Source organism: Thiohalophilus sp. (assembly GCF_034522235.1).
GTDB lineage: Bacteria > Pseudomonadota > Gammaproteobacteria > UBA6429 > Thiohalophilaceae > Thiohalophilus.
The window spans coordinates 502601-525649 of the sequence record NZ_JAXHLN010000003.1; the positions used below are offsets into that span (position 1 = coordinate 502601).

The window sequence follows — 23049 nt, forward strand, 5'->3', positions numbered from 1 at the left end:
GCCCGGCTCGATGCCGACACCAACCAGAATAAACACTCACCAACTTACAGGCGAGCTCTGTCCCTATGACACGTATCAAACTCAAACTGCTCGATGATCGTCTCGGCAAGGATATTCCCCTGCCGCACTATGCCACCGACGGTTCCGCCGGACTGGACTTGCGCGCCTGTCTGCCAGAACCACTGGCGCTGAACCCGGGCGAAACCCAACTGATTCCGACGGGGCTGTCGATTCATATCGGCGATCCGTCGCTGGCGGCGGTGATTCTGCCGCGTTCCGGGCTGGGGCATAAACACGGTATCGTGCTGGGCAACCTGGTCGGCCTGATCGATTCAGACTACCAGGGTCAGTTATTCGTCTCCTGTTGGAATCGCGGCAGCGATTCTTTTACTATCGAGATTGGTGAGCGTATCGCCCAACTGGTGTTGGTGCCGGTGGTTCAGGCACAGTTCGAACTCGTGGAGAATTTCGAACCAAGTGTCCGGGCCGAAGGCGGGTTTGGGCACACCGGCAGTGCATAACCTGAATAATAACCCGTAACAGGGAGAAGCAGCGTGGCCCGTCGTCGCAAACGCAAAAGCAAGCACCAGCAACAACAGATCAGTTCCGGTGGCGTTACCCTGACCACGGTGAGCCTGATCGCCTTTTTCCTGTTCAGCGCCATTTTGACCGTGGCCGTGTTTACCGGCCAGATGACGCCGCTGCTCGCCCTGCAGACCCAGGAAAATGCGGTGCTGGAAAACGAGGCCCGGCGCACGGCCACGGGTATCAGCGAGGCGGTGGCCGATTACGCCCAGGGCCTGCACAGCGTGGCAAAGGATCCGCAGACTCGTGAGCTGTTGAGAAGCGGTAATCGGGCGGCAATCGCCGAGCGCGAACATGAATTGCAGTCGATGTTTAATAACGCCCTGCAAGTGCGTCTGCTGCAGCCGAAAATCTATTCCCCGGATAAAAGCAGCGAGCCGCATCTCGGGTTTGCCTGTCTGGATCAGCAGCGTCAGGCCGAGGAGTTACGAAGCCGCCCGCCGGTCGAGGTTCATGCGCTGGATACCCCGCAGCAACATATCGATATCGTCGAGCCGGTCCTGAATCGGGCTGGGGACGAGGTGATTGGCCATGTGCAGCTGGCGCTCGATGCCGGCCTGCTGGATCAGTGGATGCAGCAGGCCGCCGGCAAGGGTTATGTCGAGCTGAAGCAGAAAATCACCGAACAAAATTCGGTCCTGCTGGGCAAGGCGGGAGATCCTGCCTATCAGACCCGGGCCGAGTCGACCCATGTGGATATTCCCAATACCGCCTGGCAGCTGTCGGCCTGGATGCCGCAGGTGGTCCGGGTTTCGGCGTTTAATGTGAACCTGCTGACCATTCTGGTTATCAGCATCGTGCTGATAGGAATCTCGGTGCTGTTGTTGTACCAGGCGATGAGTCGTTCCATCCGCAATGATCTGGAAAACTTCATGCTGCTTGAGGCCAGTCTGCTGCGCGGGAACAAGCGTCATGAGTATTTCATGAAAATGAAAGAGTTCAAGCAGATGGCGAAACGGCTGGACGATCTGACTGTGGCTCCGGTTGTGCAACGCGAGCATGATGATGACAGTCACTCGTTCAACACCCCGATGGGGGCGACGAGCAGCGATCGGCTGTTTGCGGACAGCAGCATCTCAGTCGAAGAACTGGACAGCGACGAGAATCAGGCACGTTTTCAAAACAGGGAGCCCGAACCGCCAAAAAAGCCTGAACCGGCGCCGACAGCGGCGTTGCCCGCTATGCCGCCGGCGGAGATTTTCAAGGCGTATGACATTCGCGGCATCGTCGGGCGTACCCTGAGTGCCCAGCACGCCATGTTGATCGGCCAGGCGCTGGGCAGTGAAGCCAGCCGCCGCGGGCTGACGAAAATGGCCTTTGCCCGCGATGGGCGCAAGTCCGGTCCGGAACTGGGCGGTGCGCTGGTGCGCGGTCTGCAATCAACCGGTTTGCAGGTAATCGATGTCGGCATGGTACCGACACCGGTGCTTTATTATGCGGCGCATGAAATGGCCGAGGGCTCCGGTGTCATGCTGACCGGCAGCCATAACCCGCCCGATTATAATGGTTTCAAGATGATGCTGGGTGGAGAGACACTCTCCGGGGACGTGATCCAGGATCTGCGTCGGCGTATCGAGAACAAGGATTTTGTGCAGGGCAAGGGCAGTTATGCCACGCACAAGGTGACCAACGACTACCTCAAGCGCATCGTTTCCGATATCAAGATCACCCGGCCCTTAAAGGTCGTGATCGATTGCGGTAACGGGGTGGCCGGCGCGGTGGCGCCGGCACTGTTTCGCGCGCTCGGTGTCGAGGTGATCGACATTTACAGCGAGGTGGATGGCAGCTTTCCCAACCACCATCCCGATCCCAGTCAGCCGGAGAACCTGCGCGATGTGATCGAACTGGTGCGCGCCCAGGGTGCCGATCTGGGTATTGCCTTTGACGGTGATGGCGATCGCCTCGGTGTGGTTAGCAGCGACGGTAATATCATCTGGCCGGATCGGCTGATGATGCTGTATGCCGCCGATATCCTGTCGCGCAATCATGGCGCGCAGATTATTTACGACATCAAATGCTCCAGTAACCTGACCCGGGTGATCTGGGAAAAAGGCGGCGAGCCGATCATGTGGAAAACAGGTCATTCATTGATCAAGGCCAAAATGAAACAGTCCGGCGCACTGCTGGCCGGTGAAATGAGCGGACACATTTTCTTTCAGGAGCGTTGGTACGGTTTCGATGATGCCCTGTATGCCGCCGCGCGTCTGCTGGAACTTCTGGCTAATGACAAACGAAGTCCGCGGGAAGTGTTTGCCGCCCTGCCGGATGCCATCAATACGCCCGAACTACGTATTGAACTGGCAGAAGGTGAACCGCATCAGGTTATGGAAGCGTTAATGAACCAGGTCGATTTCGAGGATGCCAGCGTGCTCATGATCGACGGTGTGCGCGCCGATTTCGAGGACGGCTGGGGCCTGGTACGCGCTTCAAATACCACGCCGAGTCTGATCTTGCGCTTTGAAGCCAAAGACAAGGAGGCGCTACAACGGATTCAGCAGAAATTCCGCGAGTTGTTGCAGACGGTCAAGCCGGATCTGGCGATGCCATTTTAATAACCCGCAATACAATGTCTATCTCAATCAGAAGAACAAGCGATTGTCATGAGCATTAATCCAGATACCGCATTGAACATCGCCAGGGTCCTGACCGAGGCCTTGCCCTATATCCAGCGCTTTCAGGGCAAGACCATGGTCATCAAGTATGGTGGCAACGCCATGGTGGACGAGAAGCTCAAGCAGGGCTTTGCGCGCGATATCGTGCTGATGAAGCTGGTGGGGATGAATCCCGTGATCGTGCACGGTGGCGGGCCGCAAATCGGCAATGTCCTGGATCAGATCGGCAAGGAGAGCAAGTTTATCGAAGGCATGCGGGTAACCGATGCCGAAACCATGGATGTCGTGCTGATGGTTCTCGGCGGTCTGGTCAACAAGGAGATCGTCAATCTCATCAATCAGGCCGGCGGGCATGCGGTCGGTTTGACCGGCAAGGATGGCGGGCTGATCCGGGCACGCAAGATGACCTTCGAACGGCACAACCCGGAGATGAACGCCCCCGAGATCATCGATATCGGGCATGTCGGCGACGTGGAGAGTATCGATCCTTCCGTGGTGAACATGCTGGTCAAGCAGGGAGACTTTATTCCGGTGATTGCGCCCATCGGTGTCGGCGAGGATGGCCAGTCCTATAATATCAATGCCGATCTGGTGGCCGGCAAACTCGCCACCACTCTGGGTGCGGAAAAACTGATTCTGTTAACCAATATCCCCGGGGTGCTGGATAACAACGGTGAACTGTTGACCGGGCTCAAGGCCAAAGAGGTTGAGGCACTGATCGCTGATGGCACGATTCACGGCGGTATGTTACCGAAGATCCGCTGTGCCCTGGATGCCGTGCACTCCGGCGTGGGTACGGCCCAGATCATCGACGGCCGGGTCGAGCATGCGGTATTACTGGAAGTGTTGACCGATGAAGGTGTCGGCACTCTTATCCGGAGCTAATGTATTTACATGGACCAGCATAAAACCAACAAACTGTCGCGCCGCCAGCAGATCCTCGAGGTTCTGGCAAGCGAACTGGAAAAAAGTCCCGGTGAGCGGATTACCACCGCGGGCCTGGCCCGCGCGGTCGGGGTTTCCGAGGCGGCCCTTTACCGACATTTTCCGAGCAAGGCCCGGATGTTCGAAGGGCTCATCGAATTTATCGAAGAGTCGATCTTCGGTCTCATCAACCGGATACTCGAGGATCAAAAATCCGCGCTCACGCGTAGCGAACATATCATGGCGCTGGTACTTGGCTTTGCCGGCAAGAACGCCGGAATTACCCGTCTGCTGGCCGGGGACGTACTGGTGGGCGAAACGGAACGCCTGCGTAGCCGTATCGACCAGTTTTATGATCGTTTGGAGACCCAGTTCAAGCAGGTATTGCGTGAGGGCGAGATGAACGGCGAATTGCCGCCGGATATGCCGGTGGGTCCGGCGGCCAATCTGTTACTGGCAGTGGTGGAAGGCCGGATCAATCAGTATGTACGTACTGGCTTTCGTCGCCCGCCGCTGGAGATGTGGGAGGATCAGTGGAGCCTGCTGGTGGGTCTGCTGCAAAGTCGGCAGTAAACCGTTGCTAACGTGAGCTGGTCGAATTGAGCTCACGAAATCGCTTTAGCTTCGTCTCATATTCAGCATCCAGTTGTTCCAGCTCCTGTTGCTTATCCGCGATGAATTTCTCGTTATTGGCTATTTGCCGCTTGAGCTGTTCCATTTCCTTCAGGAGAGTCTCGGGGAGTGACTCGCCGCGACGATCCAGGTTGGCGGCCCGCTTTTGCAGTTCATTCAGTTTTTCCTGGCGGGACTGGTTACTGGAGCGGGTAATGTCGATCAGCCTCTGAATGGAGTTGCCTTTATCCTGGTAATACATCCTCAGATCACGCTCGGTGGTAAAGGTGCTCAACAGAATGTGATCCTGACGGCGTTTTTCCTCCTCTTCCTCCTGCTCCAGTTTACGCTGTTCGGCGGTGCGCTTTTCCTGCTCCAGTTCTTCCTGGGTCCTGGCCGCCTCCTCGACCTCAATGACCACGCCCTGCTGGTTGAGAATTTCAATGCGTTGCTGGGAATATTCGGGTGGGACACTCTGGCCACATTCGCGAACCCCGTCTTCATTAGTCCAGCATTTGTAGGTGCCGGCAAACGCAGCGGGGGCAAAACCGCCGAGTAGCAGAGCCAGCAGACAAAGACGGATTGGCAGACGGCATTCGGGTATCATTTTATGTAAGGTCCTCGGGTCCAGGATCTCAATTGTAGGGAATTTTGCGCGCATGTTGGAGTACATCCTGTTATTTGTTGTGTCCCTGGTGGCCAATGCGTTTTCCGCCTTTGCCGGCGGAGGTGCCGGGCTGCTGCAGTTGCCGGCGTTGATCTTTCTCGGCCTGCCTTTCAGTGTCGCCCTGGCAACCCACAAACTGGCCAGTGTTGCGTTGGGTATCGGCGCCTCGGCCCGCCACTTTAGAGAAAGGAACCTCGACTGGCAATTCGCGCTGTTGATGCTGTTGACCGGCGTGCCGGGCGTGGTCCTGGGTGCCGGCGTGATTCTCAGCGTGCCGGACCGCTGGGCGGAACTGGCGCTGGGATTGTTGACTGTCGGGCTGGGTATCTACTCCTGGGCCAGCCCGGGGCTCGGGCAGGTCGATACGCGAACCCATCGCGACCGGGCCGGATGGCTGATCGGCGGGGCCGTATTGTTCGGCATCGGGTTTCTCAATGGCTCGCTGACCTCCGGAACCGGCTTGTTCGTTACCCTGTGGCTGGTGCGCTGGTTTGGTCTCGACTACAAGCGCGCCGTCGCCCATACACTGGTCATGGTCGGCCTGTTCTGGAACAGCAGCGGCGCCCTGACCCTGGGACTGCTGGGGTCGATCAAGTGGGACTGGGTGCCGGTTCTGCTGCTCGGCTCATTACTGGGCGGCTACCTCGGTGCCCACTATTCCATCATCAAGGGCAACCGGGCGATCAAGCGTGTATTCGAGATCGTGACTATCCTGGTGGGAATCAAGCTGATCATTGGGTAAAAATATTTACCACCAAGACACAAAGGCACCAAGAAAAGATAGTTTTAATATCGAATTGGCCGGATATAGTCAGTAACTAAATAAGCGTTCCGAATACCAGTCCAGAGAGATTGCTTCGTCACGTTGTTCCTCGCAATGACATCATTATTTTCGGTCATTGCGAGCGAAGCGAAGCAATCTTTTGAACAAAGTGATCGGGTATTCGGAACGCTTATTTAGAATCTGACGAAGCAGGTTTAGAAATTCCAGGGTGGCACACCACCCAGGGCATTTATACATGTTGGGTCCATACCGAGTTTCCAGGTAAATTGTATTGTAATTATTTTACTTGGTGCCTTTGTGTCTTGGTGGTGAGAAATACGCACTGAAACGGGACTATACAGTGATGTCATAGTCGATGGTCAGCGGGGCGTGGTCGGAGAACCACTTGTTTTTATATACCGAGGCTTTTTTAACGGTGCCTTTGAGGCCCGGTGTGATGATCTGATAGTCGATACGCCAGCCGACGTTGTTCTCGCGGGCATTGCCGCGGTTTGACCACCAGGTGTACTGATCGGGTTTTTTGTTGATCTCGCGAAACGCATCGATGAAGCCGATGTTGTCGAACAGATTATCCAGCCAGGCGCGTTCCACCGGGGTGACGCCGGAGGTTTTCTGGTTGGATTTCCAGTTCTTGATGTCGATCTCCTTGTGCACGGTATTGAAGTCGCCGCAGATGATGTAATCGCGGCGTCGGCGGCGCATGGCCTTGAGATCCCCGGCGAAGCGGTCCATGAAGATCAGCTTGTTATTATGGCGCTGTTCGCTGGAGGAGCCGGAGGGGAGATAGAGCGAGGCGACGGTGAGCTTGCCGATCTCGATTTCGATCCAGCGCCCTTCGGTATCGACATGATCCCAGCCCAGCCCGATGGAGACCTTGTCCGGCCGGTGGCGACTCATGATCGCCACGCCGCTGTAGCCTTTTTTCTGGGCGTCGAAATAATAGGTGTGATAGCCCTTCGGGTAGAAAATATTGTTATCCAGCTGGTGCTCCTGCGCCTTGGTCTCCTGGATGCAGATCACATCCGCCTTCTGGCGTTTCATCCATTCGAAGAACCCCTTGCGCTGGGCAGCGCGAATGCCGTTGAGATTGGCGGTAATCACTCTGAACATCACACTTATCCGGTTACGAGCAAAAGGTGTATGATACACAACCTGAACAACGAAATCCCCAGCCCCACAATCCGGAATTTGTCGCATGCGTGATTATCAACAGGAATTTATCGAGTTCGCCCTGCAGCGCGAGGTATTGCGCTTTGGTGAATTTACCCTCAAGTCGGGGCGGGTCAGTCCCTATTTTTTCAATGCCGGGCTGTTCAACAGTGGCAAGTCGCTGGCGCGACTGGGGCGCTATTACGCGCAGACCATCGTTGATGCCGGTGTGCAGTTCGATGTGCTGTTCGGCCCCGCCTACAAGGGCATTCCGCTGGCCGCCGCCACAGCCGTGGCCCTGGCCGAGCAGCATGATCGGGACGTGCCCTATGCTTTCAACCGCAAGGAAGCCAAGGCCCACGGCGAGGGGGGCAACATCGTCGGCGCGCCGCTGCAGGGCAAGGTGCTGATCATCGATGATGTGATTACCGCCGGCACCGCCATCGGCGAGGCGATGGAAATTATCGAGGCCAACGGTGCCAGCCCGGCGGGCGTGGTGATCGCGCTGGACCGTCAGGAGAAGGGCAAGGGCGAACTCTCCGCTATCCAGGAAGTCGAGAACAATTACGGCATCCCGGTGCACAGCATTATCCAGCTTGAGCTGCTCATCGAATACCTGTCAAAACAGCCCGGGATGGATGACAAGCTCGAAGCGGTCAAGGCCTACCGTAACCAGTACGGCATCGAGTGAAATAGTCAAAAGATAAACCACCAAGACGCCAAGGCACCAAGAATAATTTATTGATTAATCAAGGTCGCGTTAGCTTCTGATTATGTGATGGTTGTATAGGGAGTTCCTGATCTGAACACAGGGACTCCCGGTTATCTTGATACCGGTATTACAAAAAAATAATCTTTCTTGGTGCCTTCGTGTCTTGGTGGTGAGTTTTTATTCTGTCCCCCCGAAGTTTGGCATATCCTGCTGTATCCACTTGCGGAATGCCTCGCGTTCGGCTTCATCCGCCATCAGCCACCAGAACTTGAGCCGTTTGACGGCGTCTTCATTGACAGCCTGACTGGCAGTGGGCAGCGAGCCGCCGCTTTGTGCCGACGGTGTCGAGGCGGGCGTTTCGCGGACCACCGGTTCGGCGTTGGTAAATCCTGACGGATATTCATCCGATGCGGTGGCGGCGACGCGCCTGCCGCTGCCGGCTTCCACCAGCGTGGCCTGAAAGTCACTGGCCAGGCTGAAGGCCTCGCTTTCGTTGCGGGGCTCGTCATAACGCAGTTCATACACCCGGTCGGCACTGAACTCGGCCTGTATTGTGGTCGGTTTGGATTTGAGCAGCATGCCGGCGTCGGCCGCACCCCAGTAGAGCTCGTATTTGAAGGTCAGGGTGTGTCGGCCGGGCAGCAGGTGCAGTGCGTAAAAGCCTTCCTCCTGAGACGGCACGCGGACTTCGCGACCGTCGATACGGGTGACGGTGATCGGGCCGGGGACCCTGACCGTCGCGATTTCATGCTTCGGTTTGTCCGTGCCGGAATAAAACTTGACCGGACCGGTCGGCGCGCAGGCCGCCAGCAACAGGGTGGCCAATAAAAGAGCTGTCAGTGTTCGCCAGTTCATCGTATTCCTCATTATGTTATTCCGCTCTCAGCGCCTCGACCGGATCCAGTCGGGCCGCGCGTTGGGCCGGCAGCACGCCGGCCAGCAGGCCGATGATTATTGCGATCGACTCGGCCAATATCACGAACCCCCAGGTGGGCTGCACCGGCAGTACGGGTAACATCAGTTGCAGCAATTGCCCGCTGCCGATGCCCCGCACCAGCCCGCCGAGGGCCGACAGCACCACCGCCTCGCCCAGAAACAGCATCAGAATCTGGCCGCGCCGCGCGCCCAGTCCCCGTAACAGATCGATCTCCGGGGGGGCGTTCGCTGACACTGATAGTCATGATGGTCACGATACCGATACCCCCGGCCAGCAGCGAGATCCCGCCGATGGCGCCGACGGCCCAGGTCAGCACATTGAGGATCGAACCGAGCACGTCAAGCATCTGTGCCTGGGTGGTAATGGTGAAATCCTCGCGCCCGTGCCGGGCGATCAGGATACGCTTGATCCCCTCGACCACCGGTTCCACCGGCACGCTTTCATGATACAGCACATCGATCTCCATCAGCGAATCGCGATTGAACAAATCCAGAGCGCGGGCCGCGGGAATATACGCCGTGTCGTCCATATCAAAGCCGAGTATCTGTCCCCGGGACGCCATGCTGCCGATGACCCGGTAGCGGTCGCCACCGATGCGGATCCGCTGGCCGAGCGGGTTCTGCTGGCCGAACAGCTCCTGGCGCACCTTGTGGCCAAGCACCGCAAAGGCCCGCGGGGCAATGGGATCGTCGGCGGGCAGGAAGCGGCCGCTGGCCACGGGCATGTTGAAGGCGCCCAGCGAAGTGAGCATTAACACCGAGGCGACGCCGATGGTCATCGCCAGCAGCACCGCCGGCGCGTTGATGGTGGCGCGGGCGATGGCGACCCGCCGGCGTTGCCCGCCGGAGAGCTGCTCCGGTTTGTGGTGGGCGCGATCGCCCGGTTTGACCCGCACGCCGTCAGCCAGCCCTTCGCGATCGATGGAGAGCACGATCTGCTGGCCCGCCTGCAGGCCGTCGAGAATTTCGGTGTGCTGCCAGTTGCTCAGGCCGGTCTTCACCGCCCGGGCGCTGATGGTGCCGCTGGTGGCGTCGTAGACATAGACCCGCAACCCCTCGAGCAGGGTTTCGGTGGGGATGCGCAGGGTGTCGGGATGGCGCGCCAGGATCACTTCGATGTCGGCGCTGTAGCCGGGCAGCAGGACCAGGTCCTGGTATTTATCGACGTCGGTGAAGTTGACCTCCACATCGACGGTACGGGCCTGTTTCTCGGTATCCAGCACATAAGGGGCGACCCGGCGCACCTCGCCGCTGAAGAAGGTTTTGCTGAAGGCGTCGAGCAGGATGCGCGCCGGCATGCCGGGGCGGATCGCCGGCGTGTCCACCTCGTCGATGGGCGCGGAGACATACAGGCAGGTGGTGTCGATCAGATCGACCGCCGGCGGGGTGGGGATGCCGATGGGCGAGGGGGTGACAAACTCGCCCACCTCGCCGTTAACCTCGGCCACCGTGCCGGCGAAGGGCGCCTGCAGGCGGGTGCGGGCCAGTGCCGCCTCGGCCACACCCAGTTGCGAGCGGGCCAGGCTTTCGGCCTGATCGGCGCTTTCCTCGGAGGTGAGCCCCTGCTTGTGCAGGCGGGTCAGACGCGCGGCCTCGCGTTTGGCGGAGGCGGCCTGTTCGCGGGCCTGGTTGGCGCGGATCTGGCTTTGCGCGAGATCGCGCTGGGCTTGCAGATCGTCGTTCCAGATTTCGAACAATCACTGGCCGGCCTCGACCGTATCGCCCTCGGTGACCGGCAGGTTGGCGATCTGCCCGCCGATTAGCAGCGCGCGTTGACGTCCCGACACGGATAAATCTCCTTGGCAGGCATCGATTATGCGGCCTTCCGGCGCCGCGGCCAGGGCTTATCATGCTAGAGTAACCGCGTTTGTTTTTTGACCCATCACAAGACGGAACCCGATTTGTCCCTACCTTCCCTGGCGAGCTGGCGTAACGCGCTGGAGGTGTATCGAAAACCTCAGGCGATTGCCATGTTGTTTCTCGGCTTCTCCGCCGGCTTGCCGCTGTTGCTGATCTTTTCGTCGCTGTCATTGTGGTTGCGCGAGGCCGGTGTGGAACGCGGCGCGGTCACCTATTTCAGCTGGGCGGCACTGGCCTATTCGTTCAAGTTTGTCTGGGCGCCGTTGATCGACAAGTTGCCGCTGCCCGGCCTGTATACGTTGCTCGGCCGACGACGCAGCTGGTTACTGGTAGCGCAACTGCTGATCATGACCTCGATCATCCTGATGGGCATGACCGATCCGATCGATAATCTGCCAATGATGGCGTTGGCCACGGTGCTGCTGGGTTTGTCGGCGGCCAGTCAGGATATTGTGATCGATGCCTACCGTATCGAGTCGGCCGGGGACAGGCTGCAGGCGGCGCTGGCGGCCATGTATATTGCCGGTTACCGGGTCGGCATGCTTGCCTCCGGGGCGGGCGCATTGTACCTGGCGACCTGGTTTGGCAGTGATGAGACCTACAGTTACGCGGCGTGGCGCCTGACCTACCTGTGTATGGCAATGTTGATGCTGGTCGGCGTGATTACCACCCTGGTGATCAAGGAGCCGGTGCCCAATCAGCAACGCGAAGCGTATCTGCACAGCAGTTTCGATTACCTGCGTTTCGTGCTGCTGTTTATGATCGTGACAGCGGTGTTTATTCTGGCGTTTTTACAACTGGGCGTGGCCGAGATGGTGAAGTCGTCGTTGCGCGAAGGGCTCGGTTTCAACGGAGTGCTGGCCGCCTTTTTCGGGCAGACCGTGCAGATTGCGGTATCCATCACGTTGGCGGCGCTGACCGCCCGCGGACTGATCCTGGTCCATGCGGTCAATCGTGACATGGTACGCTCGACCTATGTCGATCCGGTAGTCGATTTCTTTCGCCGTTATGCGAAGCTGGCGTTGTGGATTCTATTGCTGGTCGGTTTTTATCGCATCTCGGATATCGTGCTCGGGGTGATCTCCAACGTCTTTTATTTTGACATGGGTTACACCAAGGAGCAGATCGCTTCGATCAACAAGGTACTGGGCCTGATCATGGCCTTGCTGGGCGGCTTTGTCGGTGGGTTGCTGACCACCCGTTTTGGCATCATGCGCATGTTGTTAACCGGCGCGATCCTGGCGGCCGCGACCAACCTGCTGTTTATGTGGCTGGCGACCATGGAGCCGAACGTGCCGATGCTGGCGCTGGTGATCGCGGCCGACAACCTGTGCGCCGGGCTGGCCAGCGCGGCATTCATCGCCTATCTCTCCAGCCTGACCAGTATCTCGTTTACCGCCGTACAGTATGCGATCTTCAGTTCGCTGATGACCCTGTTCCCCAAAGTCCTGGGCGGCTATTCCGGCGGCATGGTCGAGAGCCTGGGGTATCCCGGTTTCTTTTTGTTGACAGCATTACTGGGTGTGCCGGTGATCGGATTGATCCTGTATCTGATGCGTCGTGAAGCGACCCGGGTAAGCGGCTAGGCGATGAGCGCGGAACTCTCCTTACTGGCGGCTTTTTTGGTCGGCCTGATGGGCGGGGTGCATTGTGTCGGCATGTGCGGCGGCATCGTCGGCGCGCTGACCTTCGGTGTGCCGCAACCGCAGTCGCGAGCCCGCCTGTTCGGTTTTCAGCTGAGCTACAACCTCGGACGGATCGCCAGTTACACCCTGGGCGGCGTGCTGCTGGGCGGGCTCAGCGGCCTGGCCGACAATCTGTTGGTGATTCATCAGTACCAGAGTATCCTGCAGGTGATTGCCGGGCTGTTCATGCTGGCGATGGGCCTGTATATCGCCGGCTGGTGGACGGGACTGCGGCATGTCGAAAGCGGCGGGCGCGTGGTGTGGCGCTATATCGAGCCGCTGGGCCGGCGGTTGATGCCGGTGACCCGGCCGGGGCAGGCGTTGTTGCTGGGGATGCTGTGGGGCTGGCTGCCCTGTGGGCTGGTTTACAGCGTGCTGATCTGGTCCATCTCCACCGGCAGCGCGCTGGAAGGCGGTTTACTGATGTTGAGTTTCGGCCTGGGCACGCTGCCCAATCTGTTGCTGATGGGCATGTTCGCGGCGACGTTGCAGAAGTTTGTCCGCTATCCGCCGGTCCGCCATGGCGCCGGCGGGCTGGTCATGCTGTTCGGCGTGGTCACCCTGTATCTGGCCTGGCAACCGCTGCCCGCCTGACGATCCGTCGGGCATGATTGTTCCTCTGTCACGTCCTTGTGATCGAGGCTTATTCGGTAAAGAACTGTTCCTGGAACGCGATCGTGTGCGTTTTGCGACTGCCTTCGGGTTTAACGCGGAGGGTGAATTTCAGGGTGTCGCGGTGGGCGACCGGAAAGTCACTGATATAGTATACGGCATCCCCTTCTCGGATCTCGCGGGTCTCCAGGGTCTGTTTGTGGCCGGTCAGCATGCCGCTGGTCGCGGTGACTTGTGCCTGGATCCCTTTGCCGTCAGACGCCCGGATAACAGAAACGTTTAGCATCGCCCGGCTTTTGCTGCGCCGGATACCGTATTCACGGGCCACGGCGGGGTTCAGTGTATCGGTATTTAATGTGTTGTAGTGAATCACGTAATCACCAAAGCGCTTGGACTGCTCGGCCACGGCCGGCGTCAGATGGAGGCTGAATACCAGCAGGGCGGTGGTTGACCATTTCAGCAGTGACTTCATGGTACGGCTCCTCGTGCTATCTATTGTCATTCTTAGGATCAACTATAGACGACAAAATCGCGTTTAACCCGGTTGACAGGGCGGTTTCTTCGGCTTCTGTCGTCGGCGGCCTTACTGGCGTTGCAGCCGGTAGAGGGCGATCTCCCCCATCAGATTGGGCAGCAGCCAGGCCGTGGCACTGGGCTTGTGATCCCGGTCGACCACAATGCGCTGCAGCACGGTGAGGCTCATATCCTCGCACAACTGCTCGAAATCGCGGATGGTGCACAAATGGATATTGGGGGTGTTGTACCAGGTGTTGGGCAATGAGGGAGTGACCGGCATACGCCCGTAAAACAGCTCCATGCGACAGCGCCAGTGACCGAAGTTGGGGAAGGTAATAATGGCTTCGGCACCGATGCGCAACATTTCATCGATCAGTTTGTCCGGATAGCGTACCGCCTGCAGGGTTTCGCTCATAATCACATAGTCGAATGACCCGGATTCGATCTCCGACAGACCGGCATCCAGGTCGGTCTGGATGACATTGATGTTGTTCTCGATGGCCTTGACGATCTTCTCCTGATCGATTTCCATCCCGTAGCCGGTAACCTGACGTTCTTCGTGCAGATAGCGTAACAGGGTGCCGTCACCGCAACCCAGATCCAGCACGTGGGAACCGGGGCGAATCCAGTCGGAAATCATGCGCAGTTCCGAGCGTAACAGACTCATCGTGCGCCTCCCTGCGCCACCCGGTCCATGTAGGTTCGCAGCGCATCCATATAGTCCTGGATCGGCATCAGGAAGGCATCATGGCCGTGATGCGCGGTGATCTCCGAGTAACTGACATTCTTGCGTCCCTTGACCAGGGCCTTGACGATCTCCCGCGAGCGTTGTGGCGCAAAGCGCCAGTCACCGGTGAAGGCGGCGACAAAAAATTCCGCCCGGGTATCCTTCAGTGCGGCGGAGAGATCGTCGTCGTACTCCTTGGCCGGATCGAAATAATCCAGCACCTTGGTCATCAGCAGATAGGTGTTGGCATCGAATTTCTCGACGAAGGATTTGCCCTGATAGCGCAGATAGCTTTCCACCTGAAATTCGACATCAAAGCCGAAGTTGATCTTGCCCTCGCGCAGCTCGCGGCCGAACTTGGCGCGCATGGAGAGATCGGATAAATAGGTGATATGGCCCAGCATGCGGGCGATCATCAAACCGCGTCGCGGAATGGTGTGGTAATCGTAATAGTGCCCTTCGTGGAAGTCCGGATCAGACATGATGGCCTGACGAGCGATCTCGTTAAAGCCGATGTTTTGTGCCGAGAGCCTGGGCGCGCCGGCGATCACGATGCTGTGGCGCAGCCGATCGGGGTAGTCGATGGCCCATTGCAGCGCCTGCATGCCGCCCAGGCTGCCGCCGGCGACGGCCGCCCACTGCTCGATACCGAGATGATCGGCCAATAAGGCCTGGCTGCGGACCCAGTCGCTGACCGTTACAATGGGAAAATCGGGGCCGTAGGCCTTGCCGGTCTCGGGGTTGGTGCTCATGGGGCCGGTGGTGCCCTTGCAGCCGCCAAGGTTGTTGGGCGCAACGACGAAAAAGCGGTTGGTATCGATTGGCTTGCCCGGGCCGATGCAGGTATCCCACCAGCCCGGTTTGCGATCTTCCATGCTGTGATAACCGGCGGCATGGTGATCGCCGCTCAGGGCGTGACAGATCAGGATCGCATTGTCTTTGCGTGTATTGAGCTGCCCGTAGGTTTCATACACCATTTCGAAGCCGGGCAGTGAACGACCGCAATCCAGATCGATAGGCGCGTCGTGTGCCAGCTTTTGCGGGGTTACCAGACCGACGGAATCGGCGGGGATTGTCTCGGGCATCGGATAACTGTCGTCGTGACCTGATTGATCAACAAGACAACAAGTCTAAGTGACAGGTCACTCCCGGCGCAAGCGGGGGGGGGCGGGTCTCAGGCGACCCGGGCCGTATTCTGCTCGATAAAGGATTCCAGCGGTCGATTCAGGGTTTCCATCAGCATGTTGATATCGGCCAGCTGGGCATTGAGCGTTTCTGCGGTTTTTTCCAGTTCCTGAAGGCGGTTTTGCAGGGTATCGCGCGATTCATTGATTTTGCGCAGGCTTTCCAGCCGTTTTTCCATCTGGTTCTTGTGCTCCTTGATCTGCACCACCAGCGGCGCCATGGCGCGTTTGCCCCAGCTTTCCACGTCCTGATGGGCCTGGAACAGAATATTGCGTGCATGGCTGACCATGGAGATGAAGAACTTTTTCACCACGAAAGCCTGTTCGGTGACGGTCAGCTTGGCGCTGTTGCGGTAGGCTTCCGCCTCGTGATACAGGCGGTCCAGTTCGCGCTTGTACTTGCCCATGCTGAGCAGCCGGGGTTTGACGTCACTCAGACCGTGCTCCTTGTTAAACTGGCGGTAAATGGTCTGCAACATCATATTGAGCTGATCGGTCTGCTTGCTGGCCGTATTCATGGTCTCCTGGGTGATGTCAAAGAACTCCTTCATCGCCCCTTTCAGGGTCATGGTGAACTTGCTGCCGGACATTTCCTTGCGGGTCCTGGACATCAGTTTGTCCAGGCGGCTCAGGCTGAGGGTACTCAGCAGTTCGTCATGTTTTTCGTTGAAGGCTTTGCGATTGGCCTGAAAACTTTCCACGCTTTTGTGATAAGTGGACTGCTCCTCGCGGGTCTTTTTCATCAGATGCGTGATGACATCTTCGTTCTTGCCGCTGAGGCTTTTCAGTTCGGTCAGCTGTTTGTTGACATCGGCCAGACGCGAGGCGATCAGATCGCGGGACTGCTGGGCCATGCCGCCGATCTCGCCGACGATACTGTCACGTACCAGATGCTGCTTGCGGGGCAGGATATCCTGCGCCAGCAGGGATTCCAGCGCCAGAATGTTGCTGCGCTTGAGCAGTTCCTCGTCGGTGCGGATTTTTGCCAGCAGGCCCTTCTGGGCCGAGACCGGAAAGACGTTGGCCGCTTCGATACCCAGCATCTTGGCCGCGCTCTTGCACTGGTTGGCGATACTGACCCCGATTTCCTCGTCGTTTTTGAGTTCATCCCAGAGCGTATCGACCTTGTTCAGGACGATGATGCGCCCGTGAGCCGCGTCACCGCCCAGCGGTTTGACGTGCTGGTTCCACATCTGCATGTCGGATCGGGTCACCCCGGTGTCGGCCGCCAGCACGAAGACCACCGCCTGGGCGTTGGGCAGCATGTTGAGGGTCAGTTCCGGCTCGTTGCCGATGGCGTTGAGCCCCGGGGTATCCAGAATGGTCAGCCCTTCCTTGAGCAGGGGATGCGGAAAACTGATCAGGCCGTGGCGCCACTTGGGGATCTCGACCATGTCGGTCTCGGCATGCACCTCCGGATCCACCAGGCCCAGCCGTTCGGCGACCGGGGCCGGAACCCGCTTGGTGCGGACGACTTCATGGAATGCCTCGGCCATTTTTTCCGAGGAGTTGGTATCCAGCTCGATGGTGGTCCAGTTGATGGGGTCTTTCTTGTGCTCCTGGATGCTCGTCTCTTCCAGCCGGGTTTCGATGGGCAGCAGACGGATGTAGCTCATGTCGGCTTCGAAGTCATAGAACAGTTCGGTGGGGCACATAGTAGTGCGCCCGGCGTCCGAGGGGAGCAGGCGACGATCGTACTCGGAAAAGAAAATGGCGTTGATCAGTTCGGTTTTGCCGCGCGCGAACTCGGCGACGAAGGCGATGGTCAGACGGTCCGATTTGAGCGCCTCGAGCAGCTCGAAGATCCGCAATTCGGTCTCCGGATTGCTCATATTGTTGGCATTCAGCCAGCGTTGATACTTTTCGATCGCGCTGTTGAGGTCGCTGCGCCAGCGCCCGTAAGCCTGCATCTGATCGGTGAAACGGTCTGTCGCCATGGGAAATCCGGTTACTGGTTGTGGTCGGAAAAAGTCACTTACTGTGCAATATAGCCGTACATATTTCGCTGTCACAATCGACAAACTGTGAATTGCGACACATTTCTCGCCCCCTTAGGGCCTGTTCCGGCGAAAAGGTTAACGGCTCGTCGAGGAATAAGTTTAACAATGTCTTCTAACTATAGCGAAATCCGTAAAAAAAACCGTCCGCTCTGGCCGGTCATTGGGCGGGTTCAATCAGTGCCGGCAGCCGGCGGGGCCGGTGAATGCGCCACAGCTTGATACGGCTGCCGTGGCCTTTTTCCAGCGTCACCCGGGTGGGTGGCACCCTGAACTGATCGGCCAGGAAGGCGCGCAGCTTGCGGTTGGCTTTGCCTTCGACCGGCGGAGCGGTGACCCGGATCTTGAGCGCCTCGCCGTGGGGACCGACGATTTCGTCCATGCTGGCGCGGGGTTGCAGATAGATCCGCAGTAACAGATCGCCGTTTTGCCAGCTATAGAAGCCGGGCACGGCAGTAGGTGCTGTTGAACAGGCTCAGGCTGCAGATGGCGTCCTGCAACGGAGCGATGAACAGCAACATCACCAGCCACAGGGCAATCAGCGCGATCAGCGGGGTCAGATCCAGTCCGCCCATCGGCGGCAGCAGGCGGCGGAAGGGGCGCAGCACCGGTTCGGTGAGCTGGTGCAACAGGGCCGCCACCGGATTATAGGTCCCCGGCGAGACCCAGCTGAGTACCGCCATGATGATAATGCCGAAGATATAGACATTGATCAGCAGCCTGAGCAGCTCGACCACGGCCAGCGCCAGGGCGCCGCCGATGGCCAGGGTGGGAAACTCGGGGAACAGGCTGATCAGCGTGATCTCGACCAGCTTGAGGATCAGCAGCAACACCACGGCGGCAAAGTCGATGCCGCCATAGCCGGGGACGAAGCGGCGCAGCGGACGCAGCGGGAGGGATGTGGCCTTGACCAGAAACTGGGAGATGGGATTGTAGAAATCGGCCCGCGTTACCTGCAGCAGCAGTCGCAGCATCACGATCAGCGCATACAGCCCGAAGATCGTCTGGATCAAAAAGACGCCGGCATTACTGACATAGTTCATGGCTTATTGTCCCAGTTCATCGGCCAGTTCGCGGGCCCGGTCGTGGGCGGCCTGCAAGGCCTGTTCAAACATCTGCTGAATGTCGTGATCCTGCAGGGCCCGAATCGCCTGTTCGGTGGTGCCGCCCGGCGAGGTGACATTGCGCCGCAGTTGCGCCGGATCTTCCTCGATCTCCAGTGCCAGCCTGGCCGCGCCGAAGGCAGTCTGCAGGGTTAGCAGGCGGGCGGTGTCCGTGGGCAGCCCCAGTTTGACCGCGGCCTGTTCCATCATCTCCATCACCATAAAAAAGTAGGCCGGGCCGCTGCCCGACAGCGCGGTGACCGCATCCATCTGTGCCTCTTCCGTCACCCAGACGGTCAACCCGACCGCGCGCAGAATCGACTCGGCCAGATCTTTTTGCTGGTTCGTAACATAGTTGTTGGCATACAGGCCGGTGGCGCCGGATTGCACCAGTGCCGGGGTGTTGGGCATGGCGCGCACGATGGCCCGCTCCCCGCCCAGCCACTGTTGCAGGGAATCGGTGCGGATCCCGGCGGCGATGGTCAGATAGAGTTTGCCGTCATCGGCGCGGGTCTGCAGCGTGGTGATCACATCCTTGAGCCGCTGCGGCTTGACCGCCAGCACCACCACCTCGCAGGCGTCGACCACCGTCTGGTTGTCACCGTGCACACTGATGCCAAAATCGTCATGCAGCGCCTGGCGCCGGGTGTCATCCGGTTCGGAAACATGCAAAGAGGCCGGCGGCAGCCCGCTCTGACAGAGCCCGCCGACAAGACTGCGGGCCATGTTGCCGCCGCCGATAAAACCGATCGTTGTGTTTTTCATAGCGTCATACGTTACCTGTACGGGGTCGTAAGCTCAAGATTTGCGAGACTCTAAAGCGTGCTTTCGCGATACGGCGTGCGTTCGTCGAGATTCCCAGGAACGAGGGACGAGTGACGAGTGACGAGGTGGGATTGTCAGGGCTGACATTTTATCACCCCTCCCTTCGTCGCTCACGGCGTCCATGCCTCCCGCGACATTAGTACATCCTGTACGTCACCCTCCCCTTGAAGGGGAGGGGACAGTGTTTGCTAATTGCAAGGATTTGTTCCCCCTCCCACAGGGAGGGGGCCAGGGGGAGGGGATATAAACAACCTCGTCACTCGTCCCTCGTCCCTCGTCCCTTATTTGGCGCGCGAGCGCCAAATACCGCGGTGCCGATGCGCACGATGGTGCTGCCTTCGGCGATGGCGGCTTCCATGTCGCCGGTCATGCCCATCGACAGGGTATCCAGTGCCAGGCCGGCGGCGTTGAGTTGCTCGAACAGTTCGCGCAATCGGCGAAAGGGCTGGCGCTGCTGCTCGAAGTCATCGGCCGGGGCGGGGATGGTCATCAATCCGCGCAGGCGCAGGTGGGGCAGGTCGGCAACGGCTCGCGCCAGTGCCGGGGCGTCGCCCGGCGCGGCGCCCGCTTTGCTGGCCTCGCCGGAGGTGTTGATTTGCAGGCAAACATTGAGCGGCGGCAGGTCGGCGGGGTGCTGTTCGCTCAGGCGCCGGGCGATTTTGAGTCGCTCCACGCTGTGCACCCAGGCAAAATGTTCGGCGATCTCGCGGGTCTTGTTGGACTGGACGGGGCCGATGAAATGCCATTCGATGGCCTCGTCCGCCAGCGCGGCGATCTTGGGCCGGGCATCCTGCAGGTAACTCTCGCCGAAGCGGGTCTGCCCGGCGGCCCGTGCCGCGCGCAAATCCGCGACCGGGCGGGTCTTGCTCACCGCCAGCAGTTGCACCGAACCGGGCGGGCGGCCGGCCTGTTTTTCGGCATGTGTGATACGTTCCCGAACGATTTCGAGTCGTTGCACTATGCTGTTCATCTTGCCTCACGGGCGTTGCGGCGGTAGGTTAGTTGCAATCAAGAAATCGGACGACCTACCGATAACCGAAGGTGTCTGCGATCCAGACCTGTATCATAACAACGATCTAAATAAAGAGTGATTATCTGATGGATATTACCGAATTACTGGCCTTTGGCGTCAAAAACGGCGCCTCTGACCTCCACCTGTCCGCCGGATTGCCGCCGATGATTCGTGTCGACGGGGACGTGCGGCGCATCAATATCCCGGCGATGGAACACAAGACCGTGCACTCGCTGGTGTACGACATCATGAACGACAAGCAGCGCAAGGATTTCGAGGAGTTTCTGGAGACCGACTTTTCCTTCGAAATCCAGGGGCTGGCCCGCTTTCGTGTCAACGCCTTCAATCACAACCGCGGCGCGGCGGCGGTGTTCAGGACCATCCCCTCCAAGATCATGACCCTGGAGGATCTCAACTGTCCGCCCGTGTTCAAGGAGGTGTCCGACAACGCGCGCGGGATCGTGCTGGTCACCGGCCCGACCGGCTCGGGCAAGTCCACCACCCTGGCGGCCATGGTCGACTACAAGAACGAGAACGACTATGGTCATATTCTGACCATCGAGGATCCGATCGAGTTCGTCCACGAGTCCAAGAAGTGCCTGGTCAACCAGCGCGAGGTGCATCGTGACACCCTCGGCTTCAGCGAGGCGTTGCGCTCGGCGCTGCGTGAGGATCCGGACATCATCCTGGTGGGTGAGTTGCGCGATCTGGAGACCATTCGCCTGGCCCTGACCGCGGCGGAAACCGGCCATCTGGTATTCGGCACCCTGCATACCAGCTCCGCGGCCAAGACCATCGACCGTATCGTCGACGTGTTCCCGGCGGCGGAAAAGGGCATGGTGCGTTCCATGCTCTCCGAGTCGCTGCGCGCGGTCATCGCCCAGACCCTGCTGAAGAAGGTCGGCGGCGGCCGGGTGGCGGCCCACGAGATCATGATCGGCACCTCGGCCATCCGTAACCTGATTCGCGAGGACAAGGTGGCGCAGATGTACTCGGCCATTCAGACCGGGCAACAGTACGGCATGCAGACCCTGGATCAGAACCTGCATGATCTGGTGCAGCGCGGCATGGTCAGCAAACAGGAGGCGCGGGTCAAGGCGTCCAGCAAGGACACGTTCGAGTAATCTGTCAGACCGGCAAATGCCGGTCGCTGACTTGAGGTTAATGTCATGGATTTTGAATCATTACTGAAATTGATGGTGCACAAGAACGCCTCGGATCTGTTTATTACCGCCGGGGTGGCGCCGAGCATGAAGGTCAACGGCAAGATCATGCCCGTGACCCAGGCGACTCTGACCCCGGGACAGGCCGAGGAGCTGGTCAAGGGCATCATGAGCCCGGCCCAGAAAAAGGAATTCGAAGAACACAGCGAGTGCAACTTCGCCATCTCCGCCTCGGGTATCGGCCGCTTTCGTGTCAGCGCCTTTCGTCAGCGCAACAATGCCGGCATGGTCCTGCGCAAGATCGAGGTCAAGATTCCCAACTTCGAGGAGCTGAAGCTGCCGCCGGTGTTGCGCGACATCGCCATGACCAAGCGCGGCCTGGTGATCTTCGTCGGCGGCACCGGTTCGGGTAAATCGAGCTCGCTGGCGGCCATGGTCGGTCATCGCAACAAGAACAGCACCGGCCACATCATCACCATCGAGGATCCGATCGAGTTCATTCATCACCATCAGGGCTGCATCGTCACCCAGCGCGAGGTGGGCCTGGATACCGAAAGCTTCGAAGTGGCGCTGAAGAACACCCTGCGTCAGGCGCCGGACGTGATTCTGATCGGTGAGATCCGCTCGCGCGAAACCATGGAACACGCCATCGCCTTCGCCGAAACCGGCCATCTGTGTCTGGCGACCCTGCATGCCAACAACGCCAACCAGGCGCTGGATCGTATCGTCAACTTCTTCCCGGAAGATCGCTTCAATCAGTTGTACATGGATCTGTCGCTCAATCTCAAGGCGATGATCGCCCAGCAACTGATCCCCACGCCCGACGGCGAGGGTCGGGTGCTGTGTGCCGAGATCCTGATCAACACGCCGTTGATGTCGGATCACATCCGCAAGGGCGAAATCTCCAAGATGAAGGAGTTGATGGCCAAGTCGACCCAGGCCGGGATGCAGACCTTCGACCAGGCCCTGTTCAGACTCTACAGCGAAGGCAGCATCACCTACGAAGACGCCATCAACTACGCCGACTCCGCCAACGAACTGCGCCTGATGATCAAACTCGGCGAGACCAAGGGCGAGGACGTGGATGCGATGACCGGGGCGCTGGACGGGATTACCATTCAGGAAACCTGATGTTATTCCCTCCCCTTCCAGGGGGGGGGATGATCAAGCATCCGGTTTCTTCAAAATGTTCTGTGGGAGCGCCCCACGGGCGCGATACTCTTGCTGAGAGATACGCCTGGATCTAAATGATCGCCCTCCGGGCGGGCTGAATGTTGAAAGCGGGCTCTCGCGCCCGCGCGGCGAGTTCATTTCTTTGTCACGCGACGAAAGAAACGAACCAAAGAAAACGCGCCCGAAGACTCGCCCGATACGCAATTGATAA

22 protein-coding genes and 1 pseudogene are annotated in these 23049 nt (G+C 58.9%); 10 read left to right on the plus strand and 13 right to left on the minus strand.

What is annotated here, in order from left to right:
- Positions 1 to 65: 65 nt before the first annotated feature.
- Genes dut through slmA form a run of 4 tightly spaced genes read left to right on the plus strand, consistent with a single transcriptional unit; the run spans position 66 to position 4694 of the window.
- Complete coding sequence (gene dut / locus U5J94_RS05320; RefSeq protein WP_322564603.1) at positions 66 to 521, plus strand: dUTP diphosphatase; 456 nt, start codon at positions 66 to 68, stop codon at positions 519 to 521.
- Positions 522 to 554: 33 nt separating this feature from the next.
- The gene (locus tag U5J94_RS05325) at positions 555 to 3137 is read left to right on the plus strand and encodes a phosphomannomutase/phosphoglucomutase (protein WP_322564604.1); all 2583 of its coding nucleotides are present in this window, start codon (positions 555 to 557) and stop codon (positions 3135 to 3137) included.
- A gap of 48 nt (positions 3138 to 3185) precedes the next feature.
- The gene (argB, locus tag U5J94_RS05330; RefSeq protein WP_322564605.1) at positions 3186 to 4082 is read left to right on the plus strand and encodes an acetylglutamate kinase; all 897 of its coding nucleotides are present in this window, start codon (positions 3186 to 3188) and stop codon (positions 4080 to 4082) included.
- A 9-nt stretch (positions 4083 to 4091) separates the two neighbouring features.
- On the plus strand, positions 4092 to 4694 hold the full coding sequence (gene slmA, locus U5J94_RS05335; protein ID WP_322564606.1) for a nucleoid occlusion factor SlmA: 603 nt from the start codon (positions 4092 to 4094) through the stop codon (positions 4692 to 4694).
- Positions 4695 to 4701: 7 nt separating this feature from the next.
- Here the strand turns inward: slmA and U5J94_RS05340 are convergent, their stop codons facing one another.
- The gene (locus U5J94_RS05340) at positions 4702 to 5340 is read right to left on the minus strand and encodes a hypothetical protein (RefSeq protein ID WP_322564607.1); all 639 of its coding nucleotides are present in this window, start codon (positions 5338 to 5340) and stop codon (positions 4702 to 4704) included.
- A gap of 52 nt (positions 5341 to 5392) precedes the next feature.
- Between U5J94_RS05340 and U5J94_RS05345 the strand changes: the two genes are divergently transcribed.
- Positions 5393 to 6142 carry a sulfite exporter TauE/SafE family protein gene (locus tag U5J94_RS05345; RefSeq protein WP_322564608.1) on the plus strand — a complete coding sequence of 250 codons (750 nt, stop codon included), beginning with the start codon at positions 5393 to 5395 and terminating at the stop codon, positions 6140 to 6142.
- A 375-nt stretch (positions 6143 to 6517) separates the two neighbouring features.
- On the opposite strand, the gene U5J94_RS05350 is transcribed toward U5J94_RS05345, so the two are convergent.
- Complete coding sequence (locus tag U5J94_RS05350) at positions 6518 to 7294, minus strand: exodeoxyribonuclease III (protein ID WP_322564609.1); 777 nt, start codon at positions 7292 to 7294, stop codon at positions 6518 to 6520.
- An 85-nt stretch (positions 7295 to 7379) separates the two neighbouring features.
- Here U5J94_RS05350 and pyrE point away from each other — a divergent pair, with 85 nt between their 5' ends.
- Positions 7380 to 8024: an orotate phosphoribosyltransferase gene (pyrE, locus tag U5J94_RS05355; protein WP_322564610.1), complete on the plus strand. Its 645-nt coding sequence runs from the start codon at positions 7380 to 7382 to the stop codon at positions 8022 to 8024.
- Between the two features lie 198 nt (positions 8025 to 8222).
- On the opposite strand, the gene U5J94_RS05360 is transcribed toward pyrE, so the two are convergent.
- From U5J94_RS05360 to U5J94_RS05365, 3 genes and pseudogenes are all read right to left on the minus strand, one after another.
- Positions 8223 to 8900 (minus strand): DUF2057 family protein, encoded by a 678-nt coding sequence (locus U5J94_RS05360; protein WP_322564611.1) that lies wholly within the window; start codon positions 8898 to 8900, stop codon positions 8223 to 8225.
- 16 nt (positions 8901 to 8916) lie between these two features.
- Positions 8917 to 9147, minus strand: coding sequence for an ABC transporter permease (locus U5J94_RS15245; RefSeq protein WP_416224194.1), 231 nt, complete (start codon positions 9145 to 9147; stop codon positions 8917 to 8919).
- 295 nt (positions 9148 to 9442) lie between these two features.
- Positions 9443 to 10678: pseudogene (locus U5J94_RS05365) on the minus strand (efflux RND transporter periplasmic adaptor subunit); the annotation flags it as partial.
- Between the two features lie 204 nt (positions 10679 to 10882).
- On the opposite strand from U5J94_RS05365, the gene U5J94_RS05370 reads away from it, so the two are divergent.
- Positions 10883 to 12427: an AmpG family muropeptide MFS transporter gene (locus tag U5J94_RS05370; RefSeq protein WP_322564613.1), complete on the plus strand. Its 1545-nt coding sequence runs from the start codon at positions 10883 to 10885 to the stop codon at positions 12425 to 12427.
- Between the two features lie 3 nt (positions 12428 to 12430).
- On the plus strand, positions 12431 to 13120 hold the full coding sequence (locus tag U5J94_RS05375) for a sulfite exporter TauE/SafE family protein (RefSeq protein WP_322564614.1): 690 nt from the start codon (positions 12431 to 12433) through the stop codon (positions 13118 to 13120).
- Positions 13121 to 13169: 49 nt separating this feature from the next.
- Here U5J94_RS05375 and U5J94_RS05380 read toward each other — a convergent pair whose 3' ends face one another.
- The 8 genes from U5J94_RS05380 to U5J94_RS05415 all read right to left on the minus strand — a co-directional run bounded on the left by U5J94_RS05380 (position 13170) and on the right by U5J94_RS05415 (position 20460).
- Positions 13170 to 13610: a DUF4426 domain-containing protein gene (locus tag U5J94_RS05380; protein WP_322564615.1), complete on the minus strand. Its 441-nt coding sequence runs from the start codon at positions 13608 to 13610 to the stop codon at positions 13170 to 13172.
- Positions 13611 to 13721: 111 nt separating this feature from the next.
- Positions 13722 to 14321 (minus strand): methionine biosynthesis protein MetW, encoded by a 600-nt coding sequence (gene metW, locus U5J94_RS05385; RefSeq protein ID WP_322564616.1) that lies wholly within the window; start codon positions 14319 to 14321, stop codon positions 13722 to 13724.
- Positions 14318 to 15466, minus strand: a complete 1149-nt coding sequence (metX, locus tag U5J94_RS05390) for a homoserine O-succinyltransferase MetX (RefSeq protein ID WP_322564617.1) — start codon at positions 15464 to 15466, stop codon at positions 14318 to 14320. The genes metW and metX overlap by 4 nt, the downstream gene beginning before the upstream one ends.
- An 89-nt stretch (positions 15467 to 15555) precedes the next feature.
- On the minus strand, positions 15556 to 17502 hold the full coding sequence (locus U5J94_RS05395) for a dynamin family protein (protein ID WP_322564618.1): 1947 nt from the start codon (positions 17500 to 17502) through the stop codon (positions 15556 to 15558).
- Positions 17503 to 17722: 220 nt separating this feature from the next.
- A complete protein-coding gene (locus U5J94_RS05400; protein ID WP_322564619.1) occupies positions 17723 to 18013 on the minus strand; it encodes a DUF167 family protein in 291 nt (96 codons plus the stop codon).
- Positions 17997 to 18605, minus strand: a complete 609-nt coding sequence (locus U5J94_RS05405) for a YggT family protein (protein ID WP_322564620.1) — start codon at positions 18603 to 18605, stop codon at positions 17997 to 17999. The genes U5J94_RS05400 and U5J94_RS05405 overlap by 17 nt, the downstream gene beginning before the upstream one ends.
- Positions 18606 to 18608: 3 nt before the next feature.
- A complete protein-coding gene (gene proC, locus U5J94_RS05410) occupies positions 18609 to 19430 on the minus strand; it encodes a pyrroline-5-carboxylate reductase (RefSeq protein ID WP_322564621.1) in 822 nt (273 codons plus the stop codon).
- Positions 19431 to 19746: 316 nt separating this feature from the next.
- On the minus strand, positions 19747 to 20460 hold the full coding sequence (locus U5J94_RS05415; RefSeq protein ID WP_322564622.1) for a YggS family pyridoxal phosphate-dependent enzyme: 714 nt from the start codon (positions 20458 to 20460) through the stop codon (positions 19747 to 19749).
- A gap of 128 nt (positions 20461 to 20588) precedes the next feature.
- On the opposite strand from U5J94_RS05415, the gene U5J94_RS05420 reads away from it, so the two are divergent.
- Both U5J94_RS05420 and U5J94_RS05425 read left to right on the plus strand, forming a co-directional pair.
- Positions 20589 to 21626, plus strand: a complete 1038-nt coding sequence (locus U5J94_RS05420; protein WP_322564623.1) for a type IV pilus twitching motility protein PilT — start codon at positions 20589 to 20591, stop codon at positions 21624 to 21626.
- 45 nt (positions 21627 to 21671) lie between these two features.
- Positions 21672 to 22796: a PilT/PilU family type 4a pilus ATPase gene (locus U5J94_RS05425; protein ID WP_322564624.1), complete on the plus strand. Its 1125-nt coding sequence runs from the start codon at positions 21672 to 21674 to the stop codon at positions 22794 to 22796.
- Positions 22797 to 23049: the final 253 nt, after the last annotated feature.

What these genes read in the sequence shown, in the direction of transcription:
- dut (WP_322564603.1), top strand. Translation starts at nt 66, where the DNA reads ATGACACGTATCAAACTCAAACTGCTCGATGATCGTCTCGGCAAGGAT.
- argB (WP_322564605.1), top strand. Translation starts at nt 3,186, where the DNA reads ATGAGCATTAATCCAGATACCGCATTGAACATCGCCAGGGTCCTGACC.
- slmA (WP_322564606.1), top strand. Translation starts at nt 4,092, where the DNA reads ATGGACCAGCATAAAACCAACAAACTGTCGCGCCGCCAGCAGATCCTC.
- U5J94_RS05340 (WP_322564607.1), bottom strand. Translation starts at nt 5,340, where the DNA reads ATGATACCCGAATGCCGTCTGCCAATCCGTCTTTGTCTGCTGGCTCTG.
- U5J94_RS05345 (WP_322564608.1), top strand. Translation starts at nt 5,393, where the DNA reads ATGTTGGAGTACATCCTGTTATTTGTTGTGTCCCTGGTGGCCAATGCG.
- U5J94_RS05350 (WP_322564609.1), bottom strand. Translation starts at nt 7,294, where the DNA reads ATGTTCAGAGTGATTACCGCCAATCTCAACGGCATTCGCGCTGCCCAG.
- pyrE (WP_322564610.1), top strand. Translation starts at nt 7,380, where the DNA reads ATGCGTGATTATCAACAGGAATTTATCGAGTTCGCCCTGCAGCGCGAG.
- U5J94_RS05360 (WP_322564611.1), bottom strand. Translation starts at nt 8,900, where the DNA reads ATGAACTGGCGAACACTGACAGCTCTTTTATTGGCCACCCTGTTGCTG.
- U5J94_RS15245 (WP_416224194.1), bottom strand. Translation starts at nt 9,147, where the DNA reads ATGCTGTTTCTGGGCGAGGCGGTGGTGCTGTCGGCCCTCGGCGGGCTG.
- U5J94_RS05375 (WP_322564614.1), top strand. Translation starts at nt 12,431, where the DNA reads ATGAGCGCGGAACTCTCCTTACTGGCGGCTTTTTTGGTCGGCCTGATG.
- U5J94_RS05380 (WP_322564615.1), bottom strand. Translation starts at nt 13,610, where the DNA reads ATGAAGTCACTGCTGAAATGGTCAACCACCGCCCTGCTGGTATTCAGC.
- metW (WP_322564616.1), bottom strand. Translation starts at nt 14,321, where the DNA reads ATGAGTCTGTTACGCTCGGAACTGCGCATGATTTCCGACTGGATTCGC.
- metX (WP_322564617.1), bottom strand. Translation starts at nt 15,466, where the DNA reads ATGCCCGAGACAATCCCCGCCGATTCCGTCGGTCTGGTAACCCCGCAA.
- U5J94_RS05395 (WP_322564618.1), bottom strand. Translation starts at nt 17,502, where the DNA reads ATGGCGACAGACCGTTTCACCGATCAGATGCAGGCTTACGGGCGCTGG.
- U5J94_RS05405 (WP_322564620.1), bottom strand. Translation starts at nt 18,605, where the DNA reads ATGAACTATGTCAGTAATGCCGGCGTCTTTTTGATCCAGACGATCTTC.
- proC (WP_322564621.1), bottom strand. Translation starts at nt 19,430, where the DNA reads ATGAAAAACACAACGATCGGTTTTATCGGCGGCGGCAACATGGCCCGC.
- U5J94_RS05415 (WP_322564622.1), bottom strand. Translation starts at nt 20,460, where the DNA reads ATGAACAGCATAGTGCAACGACTCGAAATCGTTCGGGAACGTATCACA.
- U5J94_RS05420 (WP_322564623.1), top strand. Translation starts at nt 20,589, where the DNA reads ATGGATATTACCGAATTACTGGCCTTTGGCGTCAAAAACGGCGCCTCT.
- U5J94_RS05425 (WP_322564624.1), top strand. Translation starts at nt 21,672, where the DNA reads ATGGATTTTGAATCATTACTGAAATTGATGGTGCACAAGAACGCCTCG.